Consider the following 21,879-nt stretch of genomic DNA (forward strand, 5'->3'; position numbering starts at 1 on the left):
TGAAATTCCCATTTTTAAAGTATATTGATCAATTGCCAGTTGGCACCATCGCTTTGAAGCCAAAGGGTCTTTTCCTTATCGATCTTGATTTCCGGATCACCTTTTTTATCGCGAAAACTGATGTTAGTTGTATTGTCGCCGTTAGCGGTATTCTTAAGGACGTAAATCCTTCCCTGGCAAGTATTTGCTGCCGGGAGGGTGATCGTTAGGTCTTTCGCGGTCATGATCAGTGTAAAATCATCAACTCCCAGAGTTGTGTTCACAGCAGTTGAACGGATAGGGGTAGAGAAGGATCCTATTGTGGATAAACGCGATGTAGGCGTGGATGTTCCGATTCCGACACTACCATTAGTGAAGCCCAGGTTTTGGTTGTTCATGTTATAGGTTCGGGTCTCAGCATCCTGGGTAAGATCATCGCTAGCAAGGTTGACCAGTACAGGCAAGGTAACCGTATTCCCTCCCATACCTGAGATGGTTAGGTCCCGGCCTATTAGGGATAGGGTCTGTATCTCATTATTTGGGTTGGCGTCTGCATCATCTGTATTAATCGTGATAGTATTTCCTCCGCTGATGCTGATATTGCCTGGGTTATTGTCTGTTGAGAGCGCCTGGTCATCAGTAGCCGGATCGCCGGGAATACCCTGAGGTCCTTGTGGCCCTTGCGGTCCTTGAGGACCCGGATCTCCCTGTGGTCCTTGTGCTCCGTCAGCACCGTCAGCGCCATCAGCACCGTCTAGTCCTGCCGGACCCTGCGGTCCCTGAGGCCCTTGTGGCCCAGGATCTCCCTGTGGTCCTTGAGCACCATCAGCTCCGTCAGCACCGTCTAATCCTGCAGGTCCAACTGGCCCTTGCGGTCCTTGGGGACCCGGATCACCCTGTGGTCCTTGTGCGCCGTCAGCTCCGTCAGCTCCATCGGCACCGTCTAATCCTGCAGGCCCCTGTGGTCCCTGAGGTCCGGGGTCACCTTGTATTCCTTGTGGGCCTTGCGGACCCGGATCACCCTGTGGTCCTTGTGCGCCATCAGCTCCGTCAGCTCCATCGGCACCGTCTAATCCTGCAGGCCCCTGAGGTCCTTGCGGTCCCGGGTCACCTTGTATTCCTTGTGGGCCTTGTGGCCCAGGATCTCCCTGTGGTCCTGGTGCTCCATCGGCACCATCAGCACCATCCAATCCTGCCGGACCCTGTGGTCCTTGTGGTCCCGGATCTCCTTGTATCCCTTGTGGTCCTTGCGGTCCTTGAGGACCGGGATCACCTTGTATTCCTTGTGGTCCAGGATCACCCTGTGGTCCTTGAGCACCATCAGCTCCGTCAGCACCATCGGCACCGTCTAATCCTGCTGGTCCCTGGGGTCCCTGCGGTCCCGGATCTCCTTGTATCCCTTGTGGTCCTTGCGGTCCTTGAGGACCGGGATCACCTTGTATTCCTTGTGGTCCAGGATCACCCTGTGGTCCTTGAGCGCCATCAGCTCCGTCAGCACCATCGGCACCATCTAATCCTGCTGGTCCCTGCGGTCCCTGAGGCCCTTGCGGTCCCGGATCTCCTTGCATTCCTTGTGGGCCTTGTGGCCCCGGGTCTCCTTGTGGTCCTTGAGCGCCGTCAGCCCCGTCAGCCCCGTCTAGTCCTGCCGGTCCCTGAGGCCCTTGTGGTCCTTGCGGACCCGGATCACCCTGTGGTCCTTGCGGACCCGGATCACCCTGTGGTCCTTGAGCACCATCAGCACCATCTGCACCATCTACTCCTGCAGGTCCCTGGGGTCCTTGCGGTCCGGGGTCACCTTGTATTCCTTGTGGTCCCTGCGGTCCTGGATCGCCTTGTATTCCTTGAGGCCCAGGATCTCCCTGTGGTCCTTGAGCACCATCGGCACCGTCTAATCCTGCTGGCCCCTGAGGTCCCTGTAGTCCCGGGTCTCCCTGAGGTCCTTGTGATCCCGGATCTCCTTGTATTCCTTGTATTCCTTGAGGCCCAGGATCTCCCTGCGGTCCTTGTGCGCCATCGGCACCATCAGCACCATCCAATCCTGCCGGACCCTGTGGTCCCTGCGGTCCCGGGTCTCCCTGAGGTCCTTGAGCTCCATCGGCACCGTCTAATCCTGCTGGTCCCTGGGGTCCCTGCGGTCCCGGATCTCCTTGTATCCCTTGTGGTCCTTGCGGTCCTTGAGGACCGGGATCACCTTGTATTCCTTGTGGTCCAGGATCACCCTGTGGTCCTTGAGCGCCATCAGCGCCATCAGCTCCGTCAGCACCATCGGCACCATCTAATCCTGCTGGTCCCTGCGGTCCCTGAGGCCCTTGCGGTCCCGGATCTCCTTGCATTCCTTGTGGGCCTTGTGGCCCCGGGTCTCCTTGTGGTCCTTGAGCACCGTCAGCACCATCGGCACCATCTAATCCTGCTGGTCCCTGCGGTCCCTGTGGTCCTTGTGCGCCATCGGCACCATCCAATCCTGCTGGTCCCTGCGGTCCCTGGGGTCCTTGCGGTCCCGGATCTCCTTGAATTCCTTGTGGTCCAGGATCTCCCTGTGGTCCTTGAGCACCATCAGCTCCGTCAGCACCATCGGCACCGTCTAATCCTGCTGGTCCCTGCGGTCCCTGTGGTCCTTGCGGTCCTTGTGCGCCATCAGCGCCATCGGCACCATCCAATCCTGCGGGTCCCTGCGGTCCCGGGTCACCTTGTATTCCTTGTGGTCCTTGAGCGCCGTCAGCCCCGTCAGCCCCGTCTAGTCCTGCCGGTCCCTGAGGCCCTTGTGGTCCTTGAGCACCATTAGCACCATCGGCACCATCCAATCCTGCAGGTCCCTGTGGTCCCTGCGGTCCGGGGTCACCTTGTATTCCTTGTGGGCCTTGCGGACCCGGATCTCCCTGTGGTCCTTGAGCGCCATCAGCTCCGTCAGCTCCATCGGCACCGTCTAATCCTGCTGGCCCCTGAGGTCCCTGCGGTCCCGGGTCTCCTTGTGGTCCTTGTGGTCCTGTCAGATCAGAGGAGGTAAAAGAAGTACCGTCTGAATAGTTGATCGTAAAGGTTCCATTGTTGTTGTCTTCAAAGGTGAAAGTACCTTTGTTAGCTGAGCTATTACAAAGATCTATCCATTGAGAACCTTCGTAGTAAAAAACGCAGTCGTCATCTGTGTTGTAAACCAGGGCACCGCGTAATGGTTTAATGCTCTGCATCTGTAGCGTGGTCACTCGAGTAAGTACAAAAGCCTTGCTGGTGCTTTCCAATTCAATGATGGAAGCTGAATTAATCTGATTGGGATTTTCCCCGATCTTTACCTGGGCCGTCAGGACCTGACCCAAAAGAAGAACTGTGAGGAATAAAAAGCTTTTTGTGTCCATTGTAAAAAATTTGCGCATATTTTTCATAGCCTAGTAAAAATAGCGCACAGTCCCGGGCAGCCGGAATTATTGTTGTGAAGTGATCGAAAGCTGTTGTGAAGTCAGAAAACCTCGCGAGATACCGAAAATATGGTACTTCAGCGAGTAAGATTCGCCTTACATCTAACGTTCCAGGAATAAAAAACCCTGGAAATTAAGACTCAGATCGTCCATGGTAATGATATAAAAATAGAGCCCTTCAGGGAGGCCAATTCCTCGATTCAGGACTGTATTTTCCACATTGGATATCCCCGTAAATTCATCCCGGTAATTTTCCATCTGAAAGACTTTTAAACCCCTGCGGTCGTAGATTTCCAGGCGGTTATTAGGAGATTGCTCCAGCTCAGGGATTTGTAGAAAATCATTGATACCGTCGCCATTGGGTGAAATGTAGTAATTATCCAGGGTTAGAAGATCTTCCGCAATTGCCAGACTGCCAAAAGTGATGATTTCAAAATCATCCGGAATAAAGGGCCCTGATGTAACAAAACCAGCATTGAGATCACCCCCAACTGCTGTAGTTCCTAAAGGAAGCCATTGTTGGGCAACTTTATTCCAGCCCATGATCAGGACGTTACCTACTTCTTCAGCGATAAACGAAAGATTGCTTCTGGCATTCCAACTCAGCGTTACCGTTGAGGTAACCGAGCCTTCAAGTCGCCAGAATTCAAAGGTGCTGACAGCCTCAACCGTTCTGGGCTTAATCTGGGTGTTAAAGGGATTAAATGTGGAAGGGAAATTGGGATCTTCGTAGAAATAGGCACACTTTGAAAAGGGATTGGTTGCCTCAGAATTGAGGATCAAAGGCCTGATCTCAGCAGCATCACCCACAGGAAAAGTAAAGCTTTGTTGCCCCGACATGGAGGCATAACCATCTACCTTGGAAACATTGCTTTCCCCAACGAAAAAGGCATCCTGAAGGAATTCATAAAACAGCTGTGGTTCAGCCTTGTTCGTCCTGAAATCTCCGGAAATAAAATTGGTATTATTGCGCACGTTGACGCTGGTATTAAGGATTACTCCACCATCAGCTGCAATTTCCACATCAAAAAAGACCGGATTAAGGGCTCCCGAAACTTCAAGGGAAGAAGGGCTGTAAAAGCCCACAAGACCAAGGTTATCGTCAAAGATACCATCATTGATCAGGTTAGCGTGGAAGCCCAGCTGACCCTGGTCATGGATTCGCAGGTTCCCGCTGTTATAGAGGGCGGGTTGGGCTACACTACGAGAGCATAGAAGAAGAAATATTGGAATTATGATATTCTTCATAACTTAAAAATCAATAATCGAGAAATACCAAAATGCATCTAAATTGGTAATATCATCTGGATCTTTTATTTGAACAGTAAAGTCTGTTGCTGTCTGCCCAATAACCTGTATTGAAGCACCTGAAAGCGTAGCTCTTAATGTTAATTGTACAACGTAATTAGTAGAACTGGCGGGACTGGTAAAATTTACCCTATAATTACCAATGCCCAAATCAGTAATCGAAGCAATATTCTGACCGTTTATTACCCCTCCCAGGGCACCGTCAACCAGTGCGCCATTTATAAATCCTAAGGCATGGAAAACACTGGAAGGGCCTGAAGCAGACACCTCATCAATTGCTCCCTGAACATCCGTGGCAATAAGTCCAGAAGAGGTATTATCATAGGTAACTTGGGCGGCATTTTGGATCTCATTATTGGGATCCGCATCGGCATCGTCAGTATTTAATGCTGCGAGTTCTGCATCGGTGGCAAAGGTCGGATCAAGATCCAGGGGTAGAGTGCCTCCCGCATCTGTGAGCTGAACCGTTGTTCCCGCCAAGGTGAGGTTTGTATTGAGTTCGTTATTTGGATCAGCATCTGCATCGTCAGTATTTAATGCTGCGAGTTCCGCATCTGTTGCAAAAGTGGGATTGAGATCCAGGGGAAGCGTACCCCCTGCATCTGTAAGTTGTACCGTTGTTCCCGCCAAGGTGAGGTTTGTATTGAGTTCGTTATTTGGATCTGCATCTGCATCGTCAGTATTTAGAGCTGCGAGTTCCGCGTCGGTGGCAAAGGTCGGATCAAGATCCAGGGGCAGCGTGCCTCCTGCATCGGTAAGCTGTACAGTCGTTCCCACCAGAGTGAGGGTTGAATTGAGTTCGTTGGTCGGATCTGCATCGGCATCGTCAGTATTTAGAGCTGCGAGTTCTGCGTCGGTGGCAAAGGTCGGATCAAGATCCAGGGGCAGCGTGCCTCCTGCATCGGTAAGCTGTACAGTCGTTCCCACCAGAGTGAGGGTTGAATTGAGTTCGTTGGTCGGATCTGCATCGGCATCGTCAGTATTTAGAGCTGCGAGTTCTGCGTCGGTGGCAAAGGTCGGATCAAGATCCAGGGGCAGAGTGCCTCCTGCATCGGTAAGCTGTACAGTCGTTCCCGCCAGAGTGAGGTTTGTATTGAGTTCGTTATTTGGATCTGCATCGGCATCGTCAGTATTTAGAGCTGCGAGTTCTGCGTCGGTGGCATAGGTCGGATCAAGATCCAGGGGCAGAGTGCCTCCTGCATCGGTAAGCTGTACAGTCGTTCCCGCCAGAGTGAGGTTTGTATTGAGTTCGTTATTTGGATCTGCATCTGCATCGTCAGTATTTAGAGCTGCGAGTTCTGCATCGGTGGCAAAGGTCGGATCAAGATCCAGGGGCAGAGTGCCTCCTGCATCGGTAAGCTGTACAGTCGTTCCCGCCAGTGTGAGGGTCGAATTGAGTTCGTTGGTTGGATCTGCATCAGCATCATCAGTATTTAGTGCCGCGAGTTCTGCATCGGTGGCAAAAGTAGGATCAAGATCCAGGGGCAGAGTGCCCCCTGCATCGGTAAGCTGTACAGTCGTTCCCGCCAGAGTGAGGTTTGTATTGAGTTCGTTGGTCGGATCTGCATCGGCATCGTCAGTATTTAGTGCCGCGAGTTCAGCATCGGTGGCAAAGGTCGGATCAAGATCCAGGGGCAGCGTACCTCCTGCGTCTGTGAGCTGAAGCGTTGTTCCCGACAGGGTGAGGGTTGAATTGAGTTCGTTGGTCGGATCCGCATCGGCATCGTCAGTATTTAGAGCTGCGAGTTCTGCATCGGTGGCAAAGGTCGGATCAAGGTCCAGGGGCAGCGTACCTCCTGCATCGGTAAGCTGAACCGTCGTTCCCGTCAGGGTAAGGGTTGAATTGAGTTCGTTGGTCGGATCCGCATCGGCATCATCAACATTTAAAACTATAGTACTTCCATTGTCAATAGTTATGTTTCCAGCACTGTTATCAGTACTGATATCCTGATTGTCTCCTCCCGCCGCCAATTCATCCAATGCTCCCTGAACGTCGTTTGCTGTTAGTAATCCTGTGACAGTATTATCATAAGGATTGCTGCTTGCACGTGTATCTATAACTACGTCACTTCCATCATTGTTGGTAAAAGTGTAAGTGCCGTCACCCAGATCCGTTATATCTGATTTAGAAATTATTACAGGAATCGAATTTTCATTGGTATAGGTAAAAGTACCATCGGTATTGTCTACTATAGAGGTAATTGTCTCCCCGCTCGCGGCGGAATCTACATTGAGATAGAGTCTGCCATCCGTACCAAAAATAAGATTGTTATTGACATCTGTACTAATCAGATTTTCGCTGATAGGCCCAGCTGCGTCGGTGATTTCAAGTGCACCTGCAACCATGGCAACACTGGAGTTTAATTCATTTGTGTCGTCAAAATCGCCGTCCTCTACGTTCAGTACGATAGTATTTCCTGTTTCGATACTGATATTGCCCGGGTTACCATCTGTAGAAATGATTTGATCATCTGATCCTCCCGCCACTGCCGTGCTTACCTCATCAATGGCGGCTTGTACGTCTGTAGCAAAAAGGTTGCCAAGTACAGTATTGTCAAAAGGCAAAGCCGCTGCATTAAAATCGAGAATAATATCAGTACCATCATTATTGGTGAAGTTATATGTGCCATCACCGTTATCCGTTATATCAGCTTTAGCCACGGTATCTTGCGAGCCATCTTCCTTAACGAAAGTGACAAGTCCATCACCATTGTCAATTAAACTGGTGATTGTTTCATTGATATCCGTATTAGTCCCATCGGGCTGAGTGAGGGTGGCGATCAAATTTCCTGCAACGGTATTAGTTACAGTGAGACCATTGGTTGTGATAGTAACGTCAACACCATCATTGTTGGTAAAAGTATAGGTGCCATCGCCATTATCTGTGATATCAGCTTTAGCCACGGTATCTTGCGAGCCATCTTCCTTAACGAAAGTGACAAGTCCATCGCCATTGTCTATTAAACTGGTGATTGTTTCATTGATATCCGTATTAGTCCCATCGGGCTGAGTGAGGGTGGCGATCAAATTTCCTGCAACGGTATTAGTTACAGTGAGACCATTGGTTGTGATAGTAACGTCAACACCATCATTGTTGGTAAAAGTATAGGTGCCATCGCCATTATCTGTGATATCCGCTTTAGCCACGGTATCCTGTGTGCCATCTTCCTTAACGAAAGTGACCAATCCATCGCCATTGTCTATTAAACTGGTGATTGTTTCATTGACATCTGTATTTGTTCCATCGGGCTGAGTGAGGGTGGCAATCAAATTTCCGACAACGGTATTAGTTACAGTGAGACCATTGGTTGTGATAGTAACGTCAACACCATCATTGTTGGTAAAAGTATAGGTGCCATCGCCATTATCTGTGATATCAGCTTTGGCTACAGTATCCTGTGTGCCATCTTCCTTGGTAAAAGTAATAAAGCCATCTCCTGCGTCAGTGAGGTTGGTAATCGTTTCGTTAATATTTGTACTGCTGCCATCAGACAGAGTAATTGTTGCAATAAGGTTGCCTGCAACTGTGTTGGTGATAGTAAGACCGTTGGTGGTGATTAATTGAATATTTCCCATGGAGTCGGAAAAACTGTAGGTTCCATCCCCATTATCCACTAGCGAAATAGTGGTTACGGCCACATCCAGATCGTTTAAAGCAGTCTGCACCGGAGCAAGGTCCAGAAATGCCCCGTTATCACTTCCGGGAATAATAGAATTTCCTGCATCGGCACTGACAATGGCTGCACTGGTTATATACCCGGCGTCATTGGTAAAGTCGCTTAAAGTTACCTGGGCGTAGTCTATTTCAGCATCAGAGACAGTGTTGTCCTGTAGTTCTTCATTTCCCACAGAATCGGGCGCAAGTTTTGAAGAGGTAATGGCATTGTTCTGAATATCCACACTCGTGATTGTAAAATCTACAATATTCTGTCCGCGGATCTCACGAACTTCAAAATTCACATTGTCCTCACTCTCAGTAATGACTATAGTGCTGTAGTCGTTAAAAATGGGATCGGCCGTAAAGGTTAGCCTGAGTGCATCACAGAGATTGATCCATTCTGTACCCTCAAAATAAAACAGGCACTGTTCATCAGTATTGTAGATCATGGCTCCCGGCAATGGATTTATAGCATTCATTTGGGCCGTAGTGATCCGAGTAATGACAAATACCCTATTAGAGCTTTCCAGTTCAAGAACTGAAGAAGGGTCCAGGTTTTGTGGGTTATCTCCGATCTTTATCTGTGAGTAGAGTCCGGCAGATAAAACCATCAGCATTGCTGTCATTAAAATTCTTCGTTTCATCATCAAATATTTACATCATAAAGAGGGCAGCTACAAAAGTAGGATTATATCGGTATCGGACTAAAGATACCCCCCGAAATACTCAAATTATGGGTAAATCACCCACGATTAATTGTATTGCTGCTTATTGAGTTAATTTTTGTAATTTCTTCTTAAAAATTATGGGTTTGCGATTTGACTTACCTTACTTTTTAACATAAGTTTTATGATTCATTATTTTTTTATGAGTCGAACTTATTTTTTCTTTAACCGCTCAGGGGATTCAGGTCTCTATTCTAATTTCAAATGTGCGTTTGATGCACTCATACCATACATGAAACAACTGTTATTTCTCTTATCAGCACTTATCTTCACTTCCTTTGGCTATTCCCAATCCGACGATCGCCGCCCATTAAGGGGGCAGGTAATTTACAGGAATGTGCCCGTAGCCAATGAAAACGTAATTAATACCACCACTGAAAAAGCTACGATAACCAATAACAAGGGAGAATTCCTGATCTATGTAGCAGAAGGGGACGAATTGGTCTTTACCGCCATCAATTATCAGATCGAGATTCTGAATGTAACAGCGGAGATCCTTAAAAGAAACCGATTGGTAGTTGAGGTAAATGAAAAAGTCACTGAACTGGATGAAGTAACTGTCAGTCCCGAAAATCAGAAGAAGTTCCTACAATTGCAAAACGAGGAATTCAAACAATACGCCTACGAAACCGATGCCACTGCAGAAGTGCAAAATATTGCCCTGGATCCCACAGTAAGGGGTATGCAGGACGGCCTCAATTTTGTCAATATCTTTAAAGCCCTTTTTCTTTCCGGAAATGCCGATAATGAAACAGGTAGAACCCCATTAAAAGTTAGTGAGGTTCTTCGTCAGGTTTATGACGATGACTTTTTTGTCCTCGATCTGCAATTACCCCAGGATAAGATCGATGCTTTCCTAATTTACTGCGATAATAAACTGCCGGCTCAATCACTTTTGAGAAAGGACAATGAATTTCAATTGATCGAATTTCTGGTCACTCAAAGTAAGGAATTCAGAAAAGGGCTCGATGTGGAAGAATAATTGGCTGCTATTTGCTTTCCTGATTGTCGTTTCTCTCGTGAATGGGCAGTCCTACTTTAATTTTGAATTGGAAGGACAAACCAGGTTTGATGGAAAAGGAGTTCCCGATGTTCATATCATGAATACTACGGCCGATAAAGCCACTATTTCTGATCAAAACGGCAGATTCTCCATTACAGCCACCATGGGAGATACCTTGCTTTTTTCTGCCCTACAGTACCAAAGAAAAACCTTAGTCGTTTCAGCGTCTATCCTGGAGAGTAGTTATGTCTATATTACCCTGGAAGAATTTGTAAATGAACTTGATGAGGTGGTGGTACGCCCGTTCAACCTTTCCGGGGATTTGAGCAGAGATATGGATGGGATGAGGGTTAAAAATGTAGTCTCGGCATCTACCCTTGGTCTGCCCAACTCCAATGTAAAACCTTTGATCCAAAGCGAACGTCTGCTCAAGGAAGCTTCTATGGGACCTTTTCAAATAGGTATGCTCACGGCCATTCCCTTTAACCCTTTGATCAATATGATTACAGGTCGAACAAAAATGCTCAAAAAGAGAGTGGCGAGAGATAAGAAATACCTGCTCACAGAACAGGTTCGCAATTATTATCCGGATAGTATTTTTGTAAAAAGACTGGGAATACCAACTGAGCGTATTGACGATTTTATGTACTATTGCGAAGTGGATGAGAGTTTTGATTCTATAGTGTCAACAGAAGATCAAATAGCCATCTTAAACTTGCTCATGATGAAAAGCAAGTCCTACAGGGAAAATAATCAACTCAAATGATCAGACTTGGCACAGGAATTGCTTTTTTATCAGCTATATTTAAATACATAGTACCTTGAAAGTCCTCTATTTATTTTTTATTCCCCTGATTATCGCCTTTGGTGTACACAAATTCTATGTCAGTGTAACCCAGATTGAATACTACGCAGCAGAAGAAGCGATTCAGATTACGAGTCGGGTTTTTATCGATGATCTCGAAAGGGCATTGCTGGAAAGATATGAGGTTAAGGCCATTTTAGGGACACCACAGGAAATATCCGAAGCAGATCGCCTTATTGAGAGATACCTCAAATCCAAATTTGTCGTTCAGATCAACGATATTCAGGTCAACTATAATTATCTGGGAAAAAAGACGGACAGTGATATGATAATTCTCTTCCTGGAGATTCCCGGATTTTCTTTGGATAAGCTTAATTCTTTGGAAATTCAGAATGAGCTGTTGATGGATGTCTTTGAAGAGCAAAAGAATATTCTCCATTTTAAATTCGGGGACAAAAAAAAGAGTTTTGTCCTCATCCGTGAAAGCAGCAAGGGAATGTTAAACTTTTAAAAAGTTAAGGTAAATTCTCCTCGAAAAATCCTATTTTCCGCGCCGGAAAAAATTCACAACTTACTTTATGAATCAGATAAAAAATTATGCCACAGGAGTACTTCTCCTATTTGCTACCATCCTTTTAGCACAGGAAGAGAAAATTTATGAAAGAGACCCAGGTCACCTGAATGAGAGTAAATTCAGACAGATGTACCAGGAGTTTGCTACTCCCAATATGTACAGATCTGCCTCTGGAACCCCAGGCCCTAACTATTATCAGCAGCAGGCCGACTATGAGATGGACATTGAACTCGACGACAAGAACGCAAGGATTTACGGGGAAGAGACTATTACTTATCACAATAATGCCCCTGAGGCTCTTGAATTTCTATGGTTGCAACTCGACCAAAACGTCAGAGCCAGAGATTCCAAGGCACCGCTGAGAAATGGAAGTGGGGTTAATGTGGCCTATACTGCCGGCTCCTTTGCAAAAACCTATTTGGATGAAGGTTTTGACGGTGGATTCAATATTGAATTTGTAAAAGATTCGAATGGCAAACCACTCCCTTACACCATCAACCAAACGATGATGAGGGTAGATTTGCCCCAGGCACTGAAATCCGGAGAGAATGTTTCTTTTTCGGTAAAATGGTGGTACAATATTCCTGATCACACCATTAACAGGGCACGTTCAGGTTATGAATATTTTGAGAAAGATGGAAACAGGGCTTATGTCATAGCTCAATTCTTCCCCCGTATGGCCGTTTACAGCGATGTGGAGGGATGGCAAAACCACCAGTTCTGGGGTAGTGGTGAATTCGCTCTCCCATTTGGGAATTACGATGTGAGTATTACGGTGCCGGCAGATCATATTCTCGACGCTACCGGTGAACTACTCAACCGTAAGGAGGTTTTCAGCAAAGAGATGATGAAACGCTATGAGCAGGCGAAAAAATCCTACGATAAACCTGTGCTGATAGTAACTCAGGAAGAAGCTGAAGCTGCAGAGAAAAGCTTTTCTGAAAAGAAAAAGACCTGGAAATTCCGTGCAGAGAATGTAAGGGATTACGGTTTTGCAACTTCACGAAAGTTTATATGGGATATGCAGGCTGTGAAAATCGGAAGCAAAGATGTTATGGCCGTTTCGCTTTACCCCAAGGAGGGAAACCCACTATGGGAGGAGTTATCTACTAAAGCCGTGGCCAGTACACTAAAGTCTTATTCTGCGCACACTTTTGATTATCCTTACCACAAAGCCATATCCGTTCATGCCAAAAATCAGGGTATGGAATATCCCATGATTTGCTGGAATTACGGGAGGCCCAATGAAGATGGTACCTATTCAGACCGAACCAAGTACGGGATGATTAGTGTGATCATCCACGAAGTAGGTCACAACTTTTTCCCGATGATTGTGAATTCAGACGAACGTCAATGGGGTTGGATGGATGAAGGTTTGGATACCTTTATGCAATATTTAGCAGAGCAAGAGTTTGGTGAGAAATATCCCGAAGTTATTGCTCCCAATGAGAAGTATCCCTCAAGAAGGGGAGATCCTTCCAAGATCATACCTTATATGAGTGGGGACCAAAGCACGATCTCGCCCATAATGTCTAATCCCGAAAACGTATACAAACTAGGCCCTAATGCCTATGCAAAACCTGCAACAGCACTTAATATTTTGCGGGAAACCGTTATGGGCAGGGAATTATTTGACCACGCGTTCAAAACCTATTCCCAGCGCTGGATGTTTAAACATCCTACTCCTGAGGATTTCTTCCGCACAATGGAAGATGCTTCCGCAGTAGACCTGGATTGGTTTTGGAGGAGTTGGTTTTATACTACTGACTATGTCGACATAGGAGTAAAAGATGTTAAGAAATACGTGGTTAGTGATAAACCGGGGAAGGAGATGCAGGAATATATGGCATCGCGAAACCTGACAGAATCTGATTTCCCTCCCCTCGTTTACCTGGCTGAACAGAATAAAGATTCTATTGGTAAATCTATGGCCGGAAAAACTCCAAGTGAAGTTTCATCCTCTCTCAAAGAATTTATGTTGGACAACCTCACTGCGGAGGAAAGAGCTCGGGTGAAAGAACCCAAATATTTCTATGAAGTGACCTTTAACAAACCAGGGGGTATACCCATGCCCTTGATTGTTGAATACACCTATTCGGACGGAAGTTCAGAGGAAGTGACTTACCCACCGGAAATCTGGCGTAAAAACGATGCTGAGGTAAGGCGGGTAATTTCTTCACAGACCGAACTGGTAGCTATAACAGTAGATCCGCGTGCGGAGACTGCAGATATTGACGTTACCAACAACAGCTGGCCAAAAAATGAAGCTCCTTCAGAATTCAACCAGTTTAAAGAGGGCATCAAAGGAGACTAATTCATCTCTATGAAATAGAATACGATCCCGACATTTATGTTCGGGATCGTTTTATTTTATAAAAGGAATCAAACTTGATTATATTTGTACTATGCATTCTCTCTTAGTCTTATTTATTAGCGGAGCCGAGATTTTCTTTATCATGTTCATCGTGGTCATGGTCTTTGGAGCCGACAAGATCCCCGGAATTGCCAAGGGTCTTGGTAAAGGAATGCGTCAATTGAAGGATGCCACCGAAGATATTAAACAAGAGATTCAGAAAAGTGCAGAGAAGCAAGGGATAGATACCAGTATTGCCGATGATATCAAAGATGAGATGAAAAAGGTGAAGAAGAATATCGAAGATGTCTCCGGAACGATTAAAAGAAAGTAAGGAAGAAGGATGTGGGAACGGTTGATAGAATGGGATCGGAATACGTTCATCTACCTGAACAACCTTGGAATTGAAGAATACGACTGGTTTTGGTCACTGGTGACACACACTACTACCTGGATTCCCCTTTTTATTCTCTTTTTTGTTTTGTTTTTGCGCCATTACAAAGGAAAAGATGCCCTGGCAATGATCCTTATGACCGTCCTGCTTTTCGGTTTTGTCATGGCATTAATGTATCTCACCAAAGAATTCGTGGGACGTCTGCGGCCCAATAACGTATCGGACCTCAATGGCATTGTTCGCGTTCTGTTCAGGCCTAATGACTACAGCTTTTTCTCCGGACACGCGGCTAACTCTTTTGCCGTAACTACTCTGGTTGTTTTGTTCCTCAGGTCTAAATTCAGCTGGGTATGGGTATTCTACCTCTGGCCGGTATTGTTTTCAATGAGTCGGATTTACGTAGGGGTGCATTATCCTCTCGACCTTATCGCGGGAGCTTTGGTTGGTCTTTTAATGGCATTTATTTTTTACAGCATATTTACAAAGGTCCTCGTACCCTACTTAGGGTTAAGCCGTCCCTGATGGGAAGAACTACAGTCTCAATTCTCTGATCCTCCTTGAGCATCTTATTGTAATCCAGCAACGCCTCAGTGGCTTTATCTGCCGGGTCAAGGGCTTCAATTACCTTTCCTGACCACAATACATTGTCTGATAAAAGAATACTTCCAGCTCTCATTTTTGGAAGTACTACTTCCAAGTAGCGGCTGTACTCTTTTTTTTCAGCATCGATAAAAACAAGGTCGAATTGCATATCTAATTGGGGAATGATTTCAATGGCATTCCCGACATGCTGAATGATTTGTTTTCCATATCCGGATTTTTCAAAATACCTGCGCTGTATATCTTCTAATTCTTCATTAATGTCTATGGTATGCAATTCGCCTTTGGGAGGCAGACCTTCTGCAAGGCAAAGAGCAGAGTAGCCCGTATAAGTACCTATCTCTAGGATGCGCTCCGGTCTGATTATTTTTGATAATATACTGAGTACCCTTCCCTGGTAATGGCCCGTGATCATTCTGGGCTGAAGTACTTTTAAATGGGTTTCCCTGCTCAGTTCTGTGAGGTATTCCGGTTCATTTTCTGAATGGTCGGTAAGGTACTGTTGCAGGCGGTCTGGAAGAAAATGCATGCCGAACTTTTTGTAAAAATAGGCTTTTTAGGCTACTTTGAGGGCGGATAAACTATTGTCTTTATGAAAGAGATCCTGATCCGCGACGCTGTGCTGAATGACCTGCCTGCTCTTCTCCAATTTGAAGAGGAACTCATTGCTGCTGAACGACCTTTTGACCCCACTATCCGAGAGGGAGAAGTGCATTATTACGACCTGCGCAGCTATATTGAAAATCGGGAAATTAAAGTGGTGGTTGCTGAAGTAAAAGGCAAGGTAGTGAGTTCAGGGTTTGGCTTATCCAAACCTGGCAGGCATTACCTTGATCATAAGAATTACGCCTACCTGGGTTTTATGTATACCCTGCCAGAATTCAGAGGAAGGGGTATTAATCGTATGATCATAGATGAGCTCAAAGCTTGGGCTTATGAAAATAAGCTGTCTGAGATACGGCTTACAGTCTATGACGACAACAGTCCGGCACTAAATGCCTATTTTAAAGCAGGTTTTAAAAAACATATCGTGGAGATGCGACTTCCCTCGCCTTAACGGGAATTACTTGCAGGAGTCGTCGATTAGTAAGTGTTGTTGTATTTTTGGAGAAAAGATGTCTATGAGTTTTCAGAATACCCTTTCCTATGCCAAAGAACTCGATGCGAATGATCAATTGGCTGCTTATCGCGATCAATTTCATTTTCCAAAAATAGGAGGTAAGGAAGTCATTTATTTTACCGGTAATTCCCTTGGCCTTCAACCGAAAAGGTCTGCGGATTTTGTAGAAGAGATCATGAAAGACTGGAGAGAATTGGCGGTAGAGGGGCATTTTTATGCAGAGAAATCATGGTGGGATTACCATGAGCGTCTGGCAGCACCCCTTGCCCGGATCATGGGGGCAAAAACTCCTGAGATTACGGTGATGAACACCCTCACGGTTAATCTACATCTTTTGATGGTCTCCTTCTACCGACCTACCGCTAAACGATATAAAATATTATGTGAAGAAAAAGCCTTCCCTTCTGATCAATACATGTTCCAGAGTCAGATTAAGTTTCACGGCCTGGATATTTCCGACACCATAGTTGAAGTAAAGAAAAGAGAAGGAGAAAATTTTTGGCGAACTGAAGATGTTTTGGCTAAAATAGAAGAAGTGGGGGACGAGCTGGCTCTTGTCCTTATGGGAGGAGTGAACTACTACAACGGGCAGGTTTTTGACATGCAAACCATAACCAAGGCGGGAAAAGATGTGGGAGCAGTCGTAGGATGGGACCTGGCCCACGCTGCAGGGAATGTAGAACTCGATTTGCACAATTGGGACGTCGATTTTGCTGCCTGGTGCAGTTATAAATACATGAACAGCGGCCCGGGAAATGCGTCAGGGGTTTTTATCCATGAACGATATCACGGCAGGACCGATATTCCACGTTTTGAAGGGTGGTGGGGTACTAAAAAAGAAACCCGATTCCTGATGCAACCTCAATTTGATCCCATGGATAATGCAGATGCCTGGCAGATCAGTAATGCCCCTGTTCTCGCCCTCGCCCCATACCTGGCTTCTCTGGAAATGTTTGAGGAAGTTGGAATGGAGAAACTGATCGCGAAACGAAATAAAATAGTTTCCTATTTAGAATTTATTCTTCGCGAAATTGATAAAGAAGTAGAAAGTACCTTTGAGATTATTACACCAGAGGCCAGAGGAACTCAACTCTCCGTATTTTTACACGGGGAGGGCAGGCCGATCTTCGACTACCTCATGAAAAACGGAGTGATCACAGACTGGAGGGAGCCCAATGTTATACGCCTGGCCCCTGCACCCTTTTATTGTTCTTATGAAGATATGTATCGCTTTGGTCAGATTTTAAAGCGAGGAATCGAGGAAACCTGATACGAGGTCCTCTGTAATTATTCGGCGCCAATGAGGTCATTGCGACTTATTTTATCCAATCCAAGATACTTCGGCCCGGCCTGGGCTTTTGCCAGTTTAAACATACTATTCGGTACCTGGGCTATATATATACCAACCGTAAAGGACGATCTTGGAATCGATAAAGCTACTCTGGGTATTGCCTTGTTTTTCCTTTCCCTGGGTGTTTTTACCGTTTTTCCTGTGGCTTCGCGCATAGTCAATTACTTAGGGGTAGGGAGGGCTACCTGGTTCGGTATTTTACTGTTGTGCTTAACAGCCTTATTCCCTTTGATGGCAGATAGCTTTATTACCCTCGCAATTGCCTTGTTCTTTTTTGGTTCGGCCAACGGCCTGCTTGATATTTCCATGAATACCCTAGTCACGGAAATAGAAAAAGAGGACCGGCAAAACTTTATGTCTGCCTCACACGGCTTTTTTAGTCTCGGAGGGGTGTTGGCAGGATTGGGCAGCTTCCTAATCCTGATTTTCTCAAACAGGATGCTCCATATGGTGCTGGCAATTCTACTAGTGCTCTCTATCAACTTTATATTTCACAAAAGGTACAAGCACATCAGGGCGGCACCTATAGTCAAAGAACCCTTTAGCTTCAGAAATTTCAAACCTTTATTACTGCTGGGATTAGTTTCTTTTGTTGTTATGGGAAGTGAGGGGGCGATAGTCGACTGGAGTGGACTTTTTCTAAAAGAAGAAACATTGGCACCTGAAACACTCTGGGGAGCAGGCTTCCTCGGTTTTCAGATTACAATGACCCTCGGTCGGTTTCTGGGGGATGCCATTAGTGCACGAATTGGATCCGTAAAGATCGTGGCTCTCGGGGCATCCATAGCCATCGCAGGTTATCTGTGTGTACTCATGGTCCAAACCTACCTGGCCATTTTGGGCTTTGCCTTAACCGGACTGGGATTCTCTGTGATCATTCCTGAACTATTCCGCATAGGGGGGAATGTGAAGGGAGTAGAATCCTCTCAAGGGGTTGCATTTATTGCAGGTACAGGCTATTCCGGATTTTTAATGGGACCCGTGATCCTGGGATTCCTAGCCGAAAAATATTCCCTTAACACCAGTTTTATGGTTCTTCTGGCTGGAGTAATTGCAGTACTGGGAACTACACTGTTATTAAGAAGAAGTAAGGGAGGAAAGTCTCAGAATTAGTCAATCACCTCTACGTTAGTAAAATACAGAGAAAAATTACCTTCTTTATTTTTGTGCATCCTGGATATCTTCAATCCGTTCAGGTCTACGTAATCCTCCCAGGTGGTTGTGCTTGAAGGTTCTGGGCTATTGCTCTTTCTGAAAACCCACTCTTTGATCTGATAGTCTTCGCCCAAGTAAAAATCATAGGCATCTCCGGGGGTATATCCTCCATCACTACCGTAAACCACAGTGAGTTTTGACAGGGAATCGTTGCTGATTGGAGCAAGGACTTTATCTTCAAAATTGTATGTCAGGTTTTTTCGATCCCAGAAGATATTGATTGGAGCCAACAACCAGTATTTGTCGTTAATAAAAGCCGCATCTGCGTTTTGGGACAAGCTGTCAATAGCTTTTCTGTTGTAGATAATGGTGTCACCTCGTGAAATACCCTGTACTTCATGAGTTTTTGTATCCCATTTCCAATGGCGTTCAAAATGCATAGTATCGCGATCTACGTTGAAGGTAAATCGGATTTCCTCTACGCCGTTCCATTCTTCAATGCCGTGAGCTTTGGCTACTTTTTCAATTATAGTTTCCTCTTTTACAGGGTCTGCTTTTTTGTCGGATTTGCATGCAACAACTAAGAGGAGAAATGCGGGAAGAACAAATGATTTAACGCTCATATTTTTCTTTCAAAGATAATGGGTTTGAACTTTTATTCTGAATTATTTACTGTTATCTATAAAAAGTTGATCCCGGGCAGCGTACCGCCCAGGATCTCGAGTTAGTAGTTAGTCTGGTTAACTGTTATATGTTTTTTACATACACATCCTTTGGATCCTTAATTTGTATTATAGGGAATTCGGTTCTTCGGTTGAGTTCGAGTTCAGCATCTGTACAATTCCCCCTCCCGATAGTGGTGTACTTGGAGATATTTTTAAAGAAAAAAAGCCTGCTTTGGGACAGCCACATCACAATTATTTAGGTTTAGCTAATACAAAATAATGGCAGTTATCACTAATATGGCATTGAAGGACGTTATACCAGGATTTTTATCGATAAACGACCAGGGATTCGATAAACGGGACTTTTTTATGGATGATTTTTTTTGGTCATTTTTGCGACTAATCTGATTAAATGCACAATTTGCTCTATATATTAATAATCGTGTTTCTAAGAAACCTATATAAATTACTGATAATTAGGAGGTTGATCTCCTCGATTTTTGAGGCAAGCCGACTTGGCAAAATGTAGGGTAAATGCGTACCTTTGACACATTATAAATTAAGATTATGGCTGCTAAAAAGGGAAAAGTACAGGAAGCGATTGACGATAAATTACTACAGGAGAGAAAAGTGTTTTTGTGGGGTATGGTTGATGATGATTCGGCCAAACATGTTATCGACAGGTTACTGTATCTCGATATGCAAAATAACAAGGAAATTCAACTCTATATCAATAGCCCGGGAGGATATGTTACCTCAGGATTTTCAATTTACGATACTATTAAGTCATTAAAGAGTCCGGTATCAACCATTTGCACTGGCCTGGCTGCATCAATGGGATCTATTCTGCTCTCTGTTGGCAAGAAAGGCAGGCGCTTTATTCAGCCTCATGCACGGGTGATGATTCATCAGCCAAGCGGTGGCGCAAGGGGCCAGGCTTCTAACATAGAGATTCAGGCGAAGGAGATTATTAAAACCAAAGAACTCGGGGCTAAAATACTGGCCGAGAATTGTGGTCAGACCTTTGAAAAAATCATGAAAGACTTTAATCGTGATTACTGGATGGGCGCCGAAGAATCAGTAGAATACGGTATCGTAGACGGAATAATGAAATAAAAATACAATTGTAAATAAGTGAAAAGTCCGATGTATTTCTACACCGAACTTTTTTTATATAGGCGCCAAAGGCGGATGGAGCTGTATTTACGTACTAAGTGCTGGGTCTGGATGACAAAACAGGAATTTCATCAGAATTTTTCCGGATGCTCAATGATATCCTTTGCCCGGTTTCTTATTTCTTCCATTTCTTCATCCCCTTTTTAGAGAGTAAACTCATCATCATTCCCATCCTCGGATTGTCTTTGAATACCTCTTTTTTGGCATCCAGAAAATTCCAGTACAAGGCGTTGAAAGGACAGGCATTCTCTCCGGTTTTTTTCTTGTGATCATAAGAGCATCCGGAACAATAATTACCCATTTTATTAATGTAATTGGCACTGCTTACATAGGGTTTTGTAGCTACGAGTCCTCCATCGGCGAATTGGCTCATCCCTCTCGTGTTAGTAATCTCTACCCATTCTATGGCATCGATATAGACACCCAGGTACCAGGCATCTACCTCAGCTGGATCTGTCTGGGTGAGCAGGGCATAGTTACCCGTAATCATAAGGCGTTGTATATGATGAGCGTAGGCCTCGTCCAGACTCTGGTTGATGGCGTGACTCAGGCAATTCATTTTGGTGTTACCGGTCCAGTAAAAATCAGGGAGTTTGTTTTGATTATCAAGGGCATTGGTATATTGATAATCAGGCATTTCTCTCCAATAAATACCTCTCATAAATTCTCGCCAGCCCAATATTTGTCGAACAAAACCTTCTACCTGACTAATATCAATTTCTTCTTCGTTTCTCCGAAACTCCTCCAATACCCGATCAATCACCTCTTTTGGCGAAAGCATTTTGCTATTGAGGGCAAAAGATACTCTGGAATGAAAAAGAAACTTCTGTTCGGTATGAAGCGCATCCTGGTAGTCTCCAAAGTGTAGCAATAAATTTTCAGCAAAGTAATTTAAAACTTCAAGGCTTTCTTTTCTTGACGTAGGCCAGTTAAAAGCCTGGGCATCTATATTGCCTATTGTCTCGATTCCTGCTTTTTCAATTTCGGCCAGAAGATCGCTTATGTCTTTGCGCGTATCGTATTCAGAAGGAATTTCAGGGCTGCCCTTCCATTTCTTTCGGTTGCTTTGGTCATAATTCCATTTTCCGCCTTCGGGCTCCCCGTCTTCCATCATGATGTCGTATTCTTTCCTCATCATTCGATAGAACGACTCCATTACCAGTTGCTTTTTTCCTTCAAAGAATTTTTCGAGGGTATCTCTTTTTGTCAAAAAATGATGAGTGTCAAAACATTCGCTTTTGATCTCCAGGGATTCTGTTATTTCTCTTAATTGCTTATCAAGTCTGTATTCATCGGGTAGGAGGTACTCAAACTTATCCGATCTGAGTTGGTCCGTATATTGTTGGATGAGTTTTTTTAAGTCCTGCGGATTATCCTCATCATTGATTTTCAAGTAAATGACCTCATGGCCTTGTTCCTCCAGGGCAGTAGCAAAATTTCGCATCGATGCAAAAAAGGCTACTACCTTTTGTACGTGATGGGTAACATAGTCTGTTTCCTGCCTCATTTCGGCCATGATATAGGTGCAACCGGAATCGACTTCTTCAAACCAAGGGTGTTGCAGGTTGAGTTGGTCTCCTAGAATTAAGCGTAGTTTTTTCAT

At 45.2% G+C, this 21,879-nt stretch carries 15 protein-coding genes and 1 pseudogene; 10 read left to right on the forward strand and 6 right to left on the reverse strand.

Annotated features, from left to right (window positions below; genetic code table 11):
• Positions 1 to 14: 14 nt before the first annotated feature.
• The 3 genes from EQY75_RS02260 to EQY75_RS02270 form a co-directional block, all read right to left on the reverse strand.
• Positions 15 to 3,329 carry a collagen-like domain-containing protein gene (locus EQY75_RS02260; RefSeq protein ID WP_217349968.1) on the reverse strand — a complete coding sequence of 1,105 codons (3,315 nt, stop codon included), beginning with the start codon at positions 3,327 to 3,329 and terminating at the stop codon, positions 15 to 17.
• Positions 3,330 to 3,491: 162 nt separating this feature from the next.
• The gene (locus tag EQY75_RS02265) at positions 3,492 to 4,637 is read right to left on the reverse strand and encodes a T9SS type B sorting domain-containing protein (protein WP_129602498.1); all 1,146 of its coding nucleotides are present in this window, start codon (positions 4,635 to 4,637) and stop codon (positions 3,492 to 3,494) included.
• 3 nt (positions 4,638 to 4,640) lie between these two features.
• Positions 4,641 to 9,002, reverse strand: coding sequence for a beta strand repeat-containing protein (locus EQY75_RS02270; RefSeq protein ID WP_129602500.1), 4,362 nt, complete (start codon positions 9,000 to 9,002; stop codon positions 4,641 to 4,643).
• A gap of 310 nt (positions 9,003 to 9,312) precedes the next feature.
• On the opposite strand from EQY75_RS02270, the gene EQY75_RS02275 reads away from it, so the two are divergent.
• The 6 genes from EQY75_RS02275 (at position 9,313) to EQY75_RS02300 (ending at position 14,731) form a co-directional block, all read left to right on the forward strand.
• Positions 9,313 to 10,062: a peptidase associated/transthyretin-like domain-containing protein gene (locus tag EQY75_RS02275; protein WP_129602502.1), complete on the forward strand. Its 750-nt coding sequence runs from the start codon at positions 9,313 to 9,315 to the stop codon at positions 10,060 to 10,062.
• Positions 10,049 to 10,849, forward strand: a complete 801-nt coding sequence (locus EQY75_RS02280) for a carboxypeptidase-like regulatory domain-containing protein (RefSeq protein ID WP_129602504.1) — start codon at positions 10,049 to 10,051, stop codon at positions 10,847 to 10,849. The genes EQY75_RS02275 and EQY75_RS02280 overlap by 14 nt, the downstream gene beginning before the upstream one ends.
• Positions 10,850 to 10,904: 55 nt before the next feature.
• Positions 10,905 to 11,399, forward strand: coding sequence for a DUF6702 family protein (locus tag EQY75_RS02285; protein WP_246019958.1), 495 nt, complete (start codon positions 10,905 to 10,907; stop codon positions 11,397 to 11,399).
• 67 nt (positions 11,400 to 11,466) lie between these two features.
• Positions 11,467 to 13,776 (forward strand): M1 family metallopeptidase, encoded by a 2,310-nt coding sequence (locus tag EQY75_RS02290; RefSeq protein ID WP_129602508.1) that lies wholly within the window; start codon positions 11,467 to 11,469, stop codon positions 13,774 to 13,776.
• Positions 13,777 to 13,867: 91 nt separating this feature from the next.
• Complete coding sequence (locus EQY75_RS02295) at positions 13,868 to 14,149, forward strand: Sec-independent protein translocase subunit TatA/TatB (protein WP_129602510.1); 282 nt, start codon at positions 13,868 to 13,870, stop codon at positions 14,147 to 14,149.
• Between the two features lie 9 nt (positions 14,150 to 14,158).
• Positions 14,159 to 14,731, forward strand: a complete 573-nt coding sequence (locus EQY75_RS02300; protein WP_129602512.1) for a phosphatase PAP2 family protein — start codon at positions 14,159 to 14,161, stop codon at positions 14,729 to 14,731.
• On the opposite strand, the gene EQY75_RS02305 is transcribed toward EQY75_RS02300, so the two are convergent.
• Positions 14,688 to 15,338 carry an O-methyltransferase gene (locus EQY75_RS02305; RefSeq protein ID WP_129602514.1) on the reverse strand — a complete coding sequence of 217 codons (651 nt, stop codon included), beginning with the start codon at positions 15,336 to 15,338 and terminating at the stop codon, positions 14,688 to 14,690. The genes EQY75_RS02300 and EQY75_RS02305 overlap by 44 nt on opposite strands.
• 63 nt (positions 15,339 to 15,401) lie before the next feature.
• Between EQY75_RS02305 and EQY75_RS02310 the strand changes: the two genes are divergently transcribed.
• The 3 genes from EQY75_RS02310 to EQY75_RS02320 all read left to right on the forward strand — a co-directional run bounded on the left by EQY75_RS02310 (position 15,402) and on the right by EQY75_RS02320 (position 18,393).
• A complete protein-coding gene (locus EQY75_RS02310) occupies positions 15,402 to 15,866 on the forward strand; it encodes a GNAT family N-acetyltransferase (protein WP_129602516.1) in 465 nt (154 codons plus the stop codon).
• A gap of 64 nt (positions 15,867 to 15,930) precedes the next feature.
• Positions 15,931 to 17,199 carry a kynureninase gene (gene kynU, locus EQY75_RS02315; RefSeq protein WP_129602518.1) on the forward strand — a complete coding sequence of 423 codons (1,269 nt, stop codon included), beginning with the start codon at positions 15,931 to 15,933 and terminating at the stop codon, positions 17,197 to 17,199.
• 30 nt (positions 17,200 to 17,229) lie between these two features.
• Entirely contained in the window at positions 17,230 to 18,393 is a 1,164-nt protein-coding gene (locus EQY75_RS02320) for an MFS transporter (protein ID WP_129602520.1), read from the forward strand.
• Here EQY75_RS02320 and EQY75_RS02325 read toward each other — a convergent pair.
• A complete protein-coding gene (locus EQY75_RS02325) occupies positions 18,390 to 19,058 on the reverse strand; it encodes a hypothetical protein (protein WP_129602522.1) in 669 nt (222 codons plus the stop codon). The two genes, EQY75_RS02320 and EQY75_RS02325, sit on opposite strands and share 4 nt — an antisense overlap.
• Positions 19,059 to 19,667: 609 nt before the next feature.
• On the opposite strand from EQY75_RS02325, the gene EQY75_RS02330 reads away from it, so the two are divergent.
• A complete protein-coding gene (locus tag EQY75_RS02330) occupies positions 19,668 to 20,216 on the forward strand; it encodes a ClpP family protease (protein ID WP_129602524.1) in 549 nt (182 codons plus the stop codon).
• A gap of 131 nt (positions 20,217 to 20,347) precedes the next feature.
• Here EQY75_RS02330 and EQY75_RS02335 read toward each other — a convergent pair.
• A pseudogene (locus EQY75_RS02335) lies at positions 20,348 to 21,879 on the reverse strand (cryptochrome/photolyase family protein).

It is taken from the genome of Muriicola soli (assembly GCF_004139715.1).
Lineage (GTDB): Bacteria > Bacteroidota > Bacteroidia > Flavobacteriales > Flavobacteriaceae > Muriicola > Muriicola soli.

What these genes read in the sequence shown, in the direction of transcription:
- EQY75_RS02260 (WP_217349968.1), bottom strand. Translation starts at nt 3,329, where the DNA reads ATGGACACAAAAAGCTTTTTATTCCTCACAGTTCTTCTTTTGGGTCAG.
- EQY75_RS02275 (WP_129602502.1), top strand. Translation starts at nt 9,313, where the DNA reads ATGAAACAACTGTTATTTCTCTTATCAGCACTTATCTTCACTTCCTTT.
- EQY75_RS02270 (WP_129602500.1), bottom strand. Translation starts at nt 9,002, where the DNA reads ATGATGAAACGAAGAATTTTAATGACAGCAATGCTGATGGTTTTATCT.
- EQY75_RS02325 (WP_129602522.1), bottom strand. Translation starts at nt 19,058, where the DNA reads ATGAGCGTTAAATCATTTGTTCTTCCCGCATTTCTCCTCTTAGTTGTT.
- kynU (WP_129602518.1), top strand. Translation starts at nt 15,931, where the DNA reads ATGAGTTTTCAGAATACCCTTTCCTATGCCAAAGAACTCGATGCGAAT.
- EQY75_RS02330 (WP_129602524.1), top strand. Translation starts at nt 19,668, where the DNA reads ATGGCTGCTAAAAAGGGAAAAGTACAGGAAGCGATTGACGATAAATTA.
- EQY75_RS02265 (WP_129602498.1), bottom strand. Translation starts at nt 4,637, where the DNA reads ATGAAGAATATCATAATTCCAATATTTCTTCTTCTATGCTCTCGTAGT.
- EQY75_RS02290 (WP_129602508.1), top strand. Translation starts at nt 11,467, where the DNA reads ATGAATCAGATAAAAAATTATGCCACAGGAGTACTTCTCCTATTTGCT.
- EQY75_RS02280 (WP_129602504.1), top strand. Translation starts at nt 10,049, where the DNA reads ATGTGGAAGAATAATTGGCTGCTATTTGCTTTCCTGATTGTCGTTTCT.
- EQY75_RS02305 (WP_129602514.1), bottom strand. Translation starts at nt 15,338, where the DNA reads ATGCATTTTCTTCCAGACCGCCTGCAACAGTACCTTACCGACCATTCA.
- EQY75_RS02295 (WP_129602510.1), top strand. Translation starts at nt 13,868, where the DNA reads ATGCATTCTCTCTTAGTCTTATTTATTAGCGGAGCCGAGATTTTCTTT.
- EQY75_RS02310 (WP_129602516.1), top strand. Translation starts at nt 15,402, where the DNA reads ATGAAAGAGATCCTGATCCGCGACGCTGTGCTGAATGACCTGCCTGCT.
- EQY75_RS02320 (WP_129602520.1), top strand. Translation starts at nt 17,230, where the DNA reads ATGAGGTCATTGCGACTTATTTTATCCAATCCAAGATACTTCGGCCCG.
- EQY75_RS02300 (WP_129602512.1), top strand. Translation starts at nt 14,159, where the DNA reads ATGTGGGAACGGTTGATAGAATGGGATCGGAATACGTTCATCTACCTG.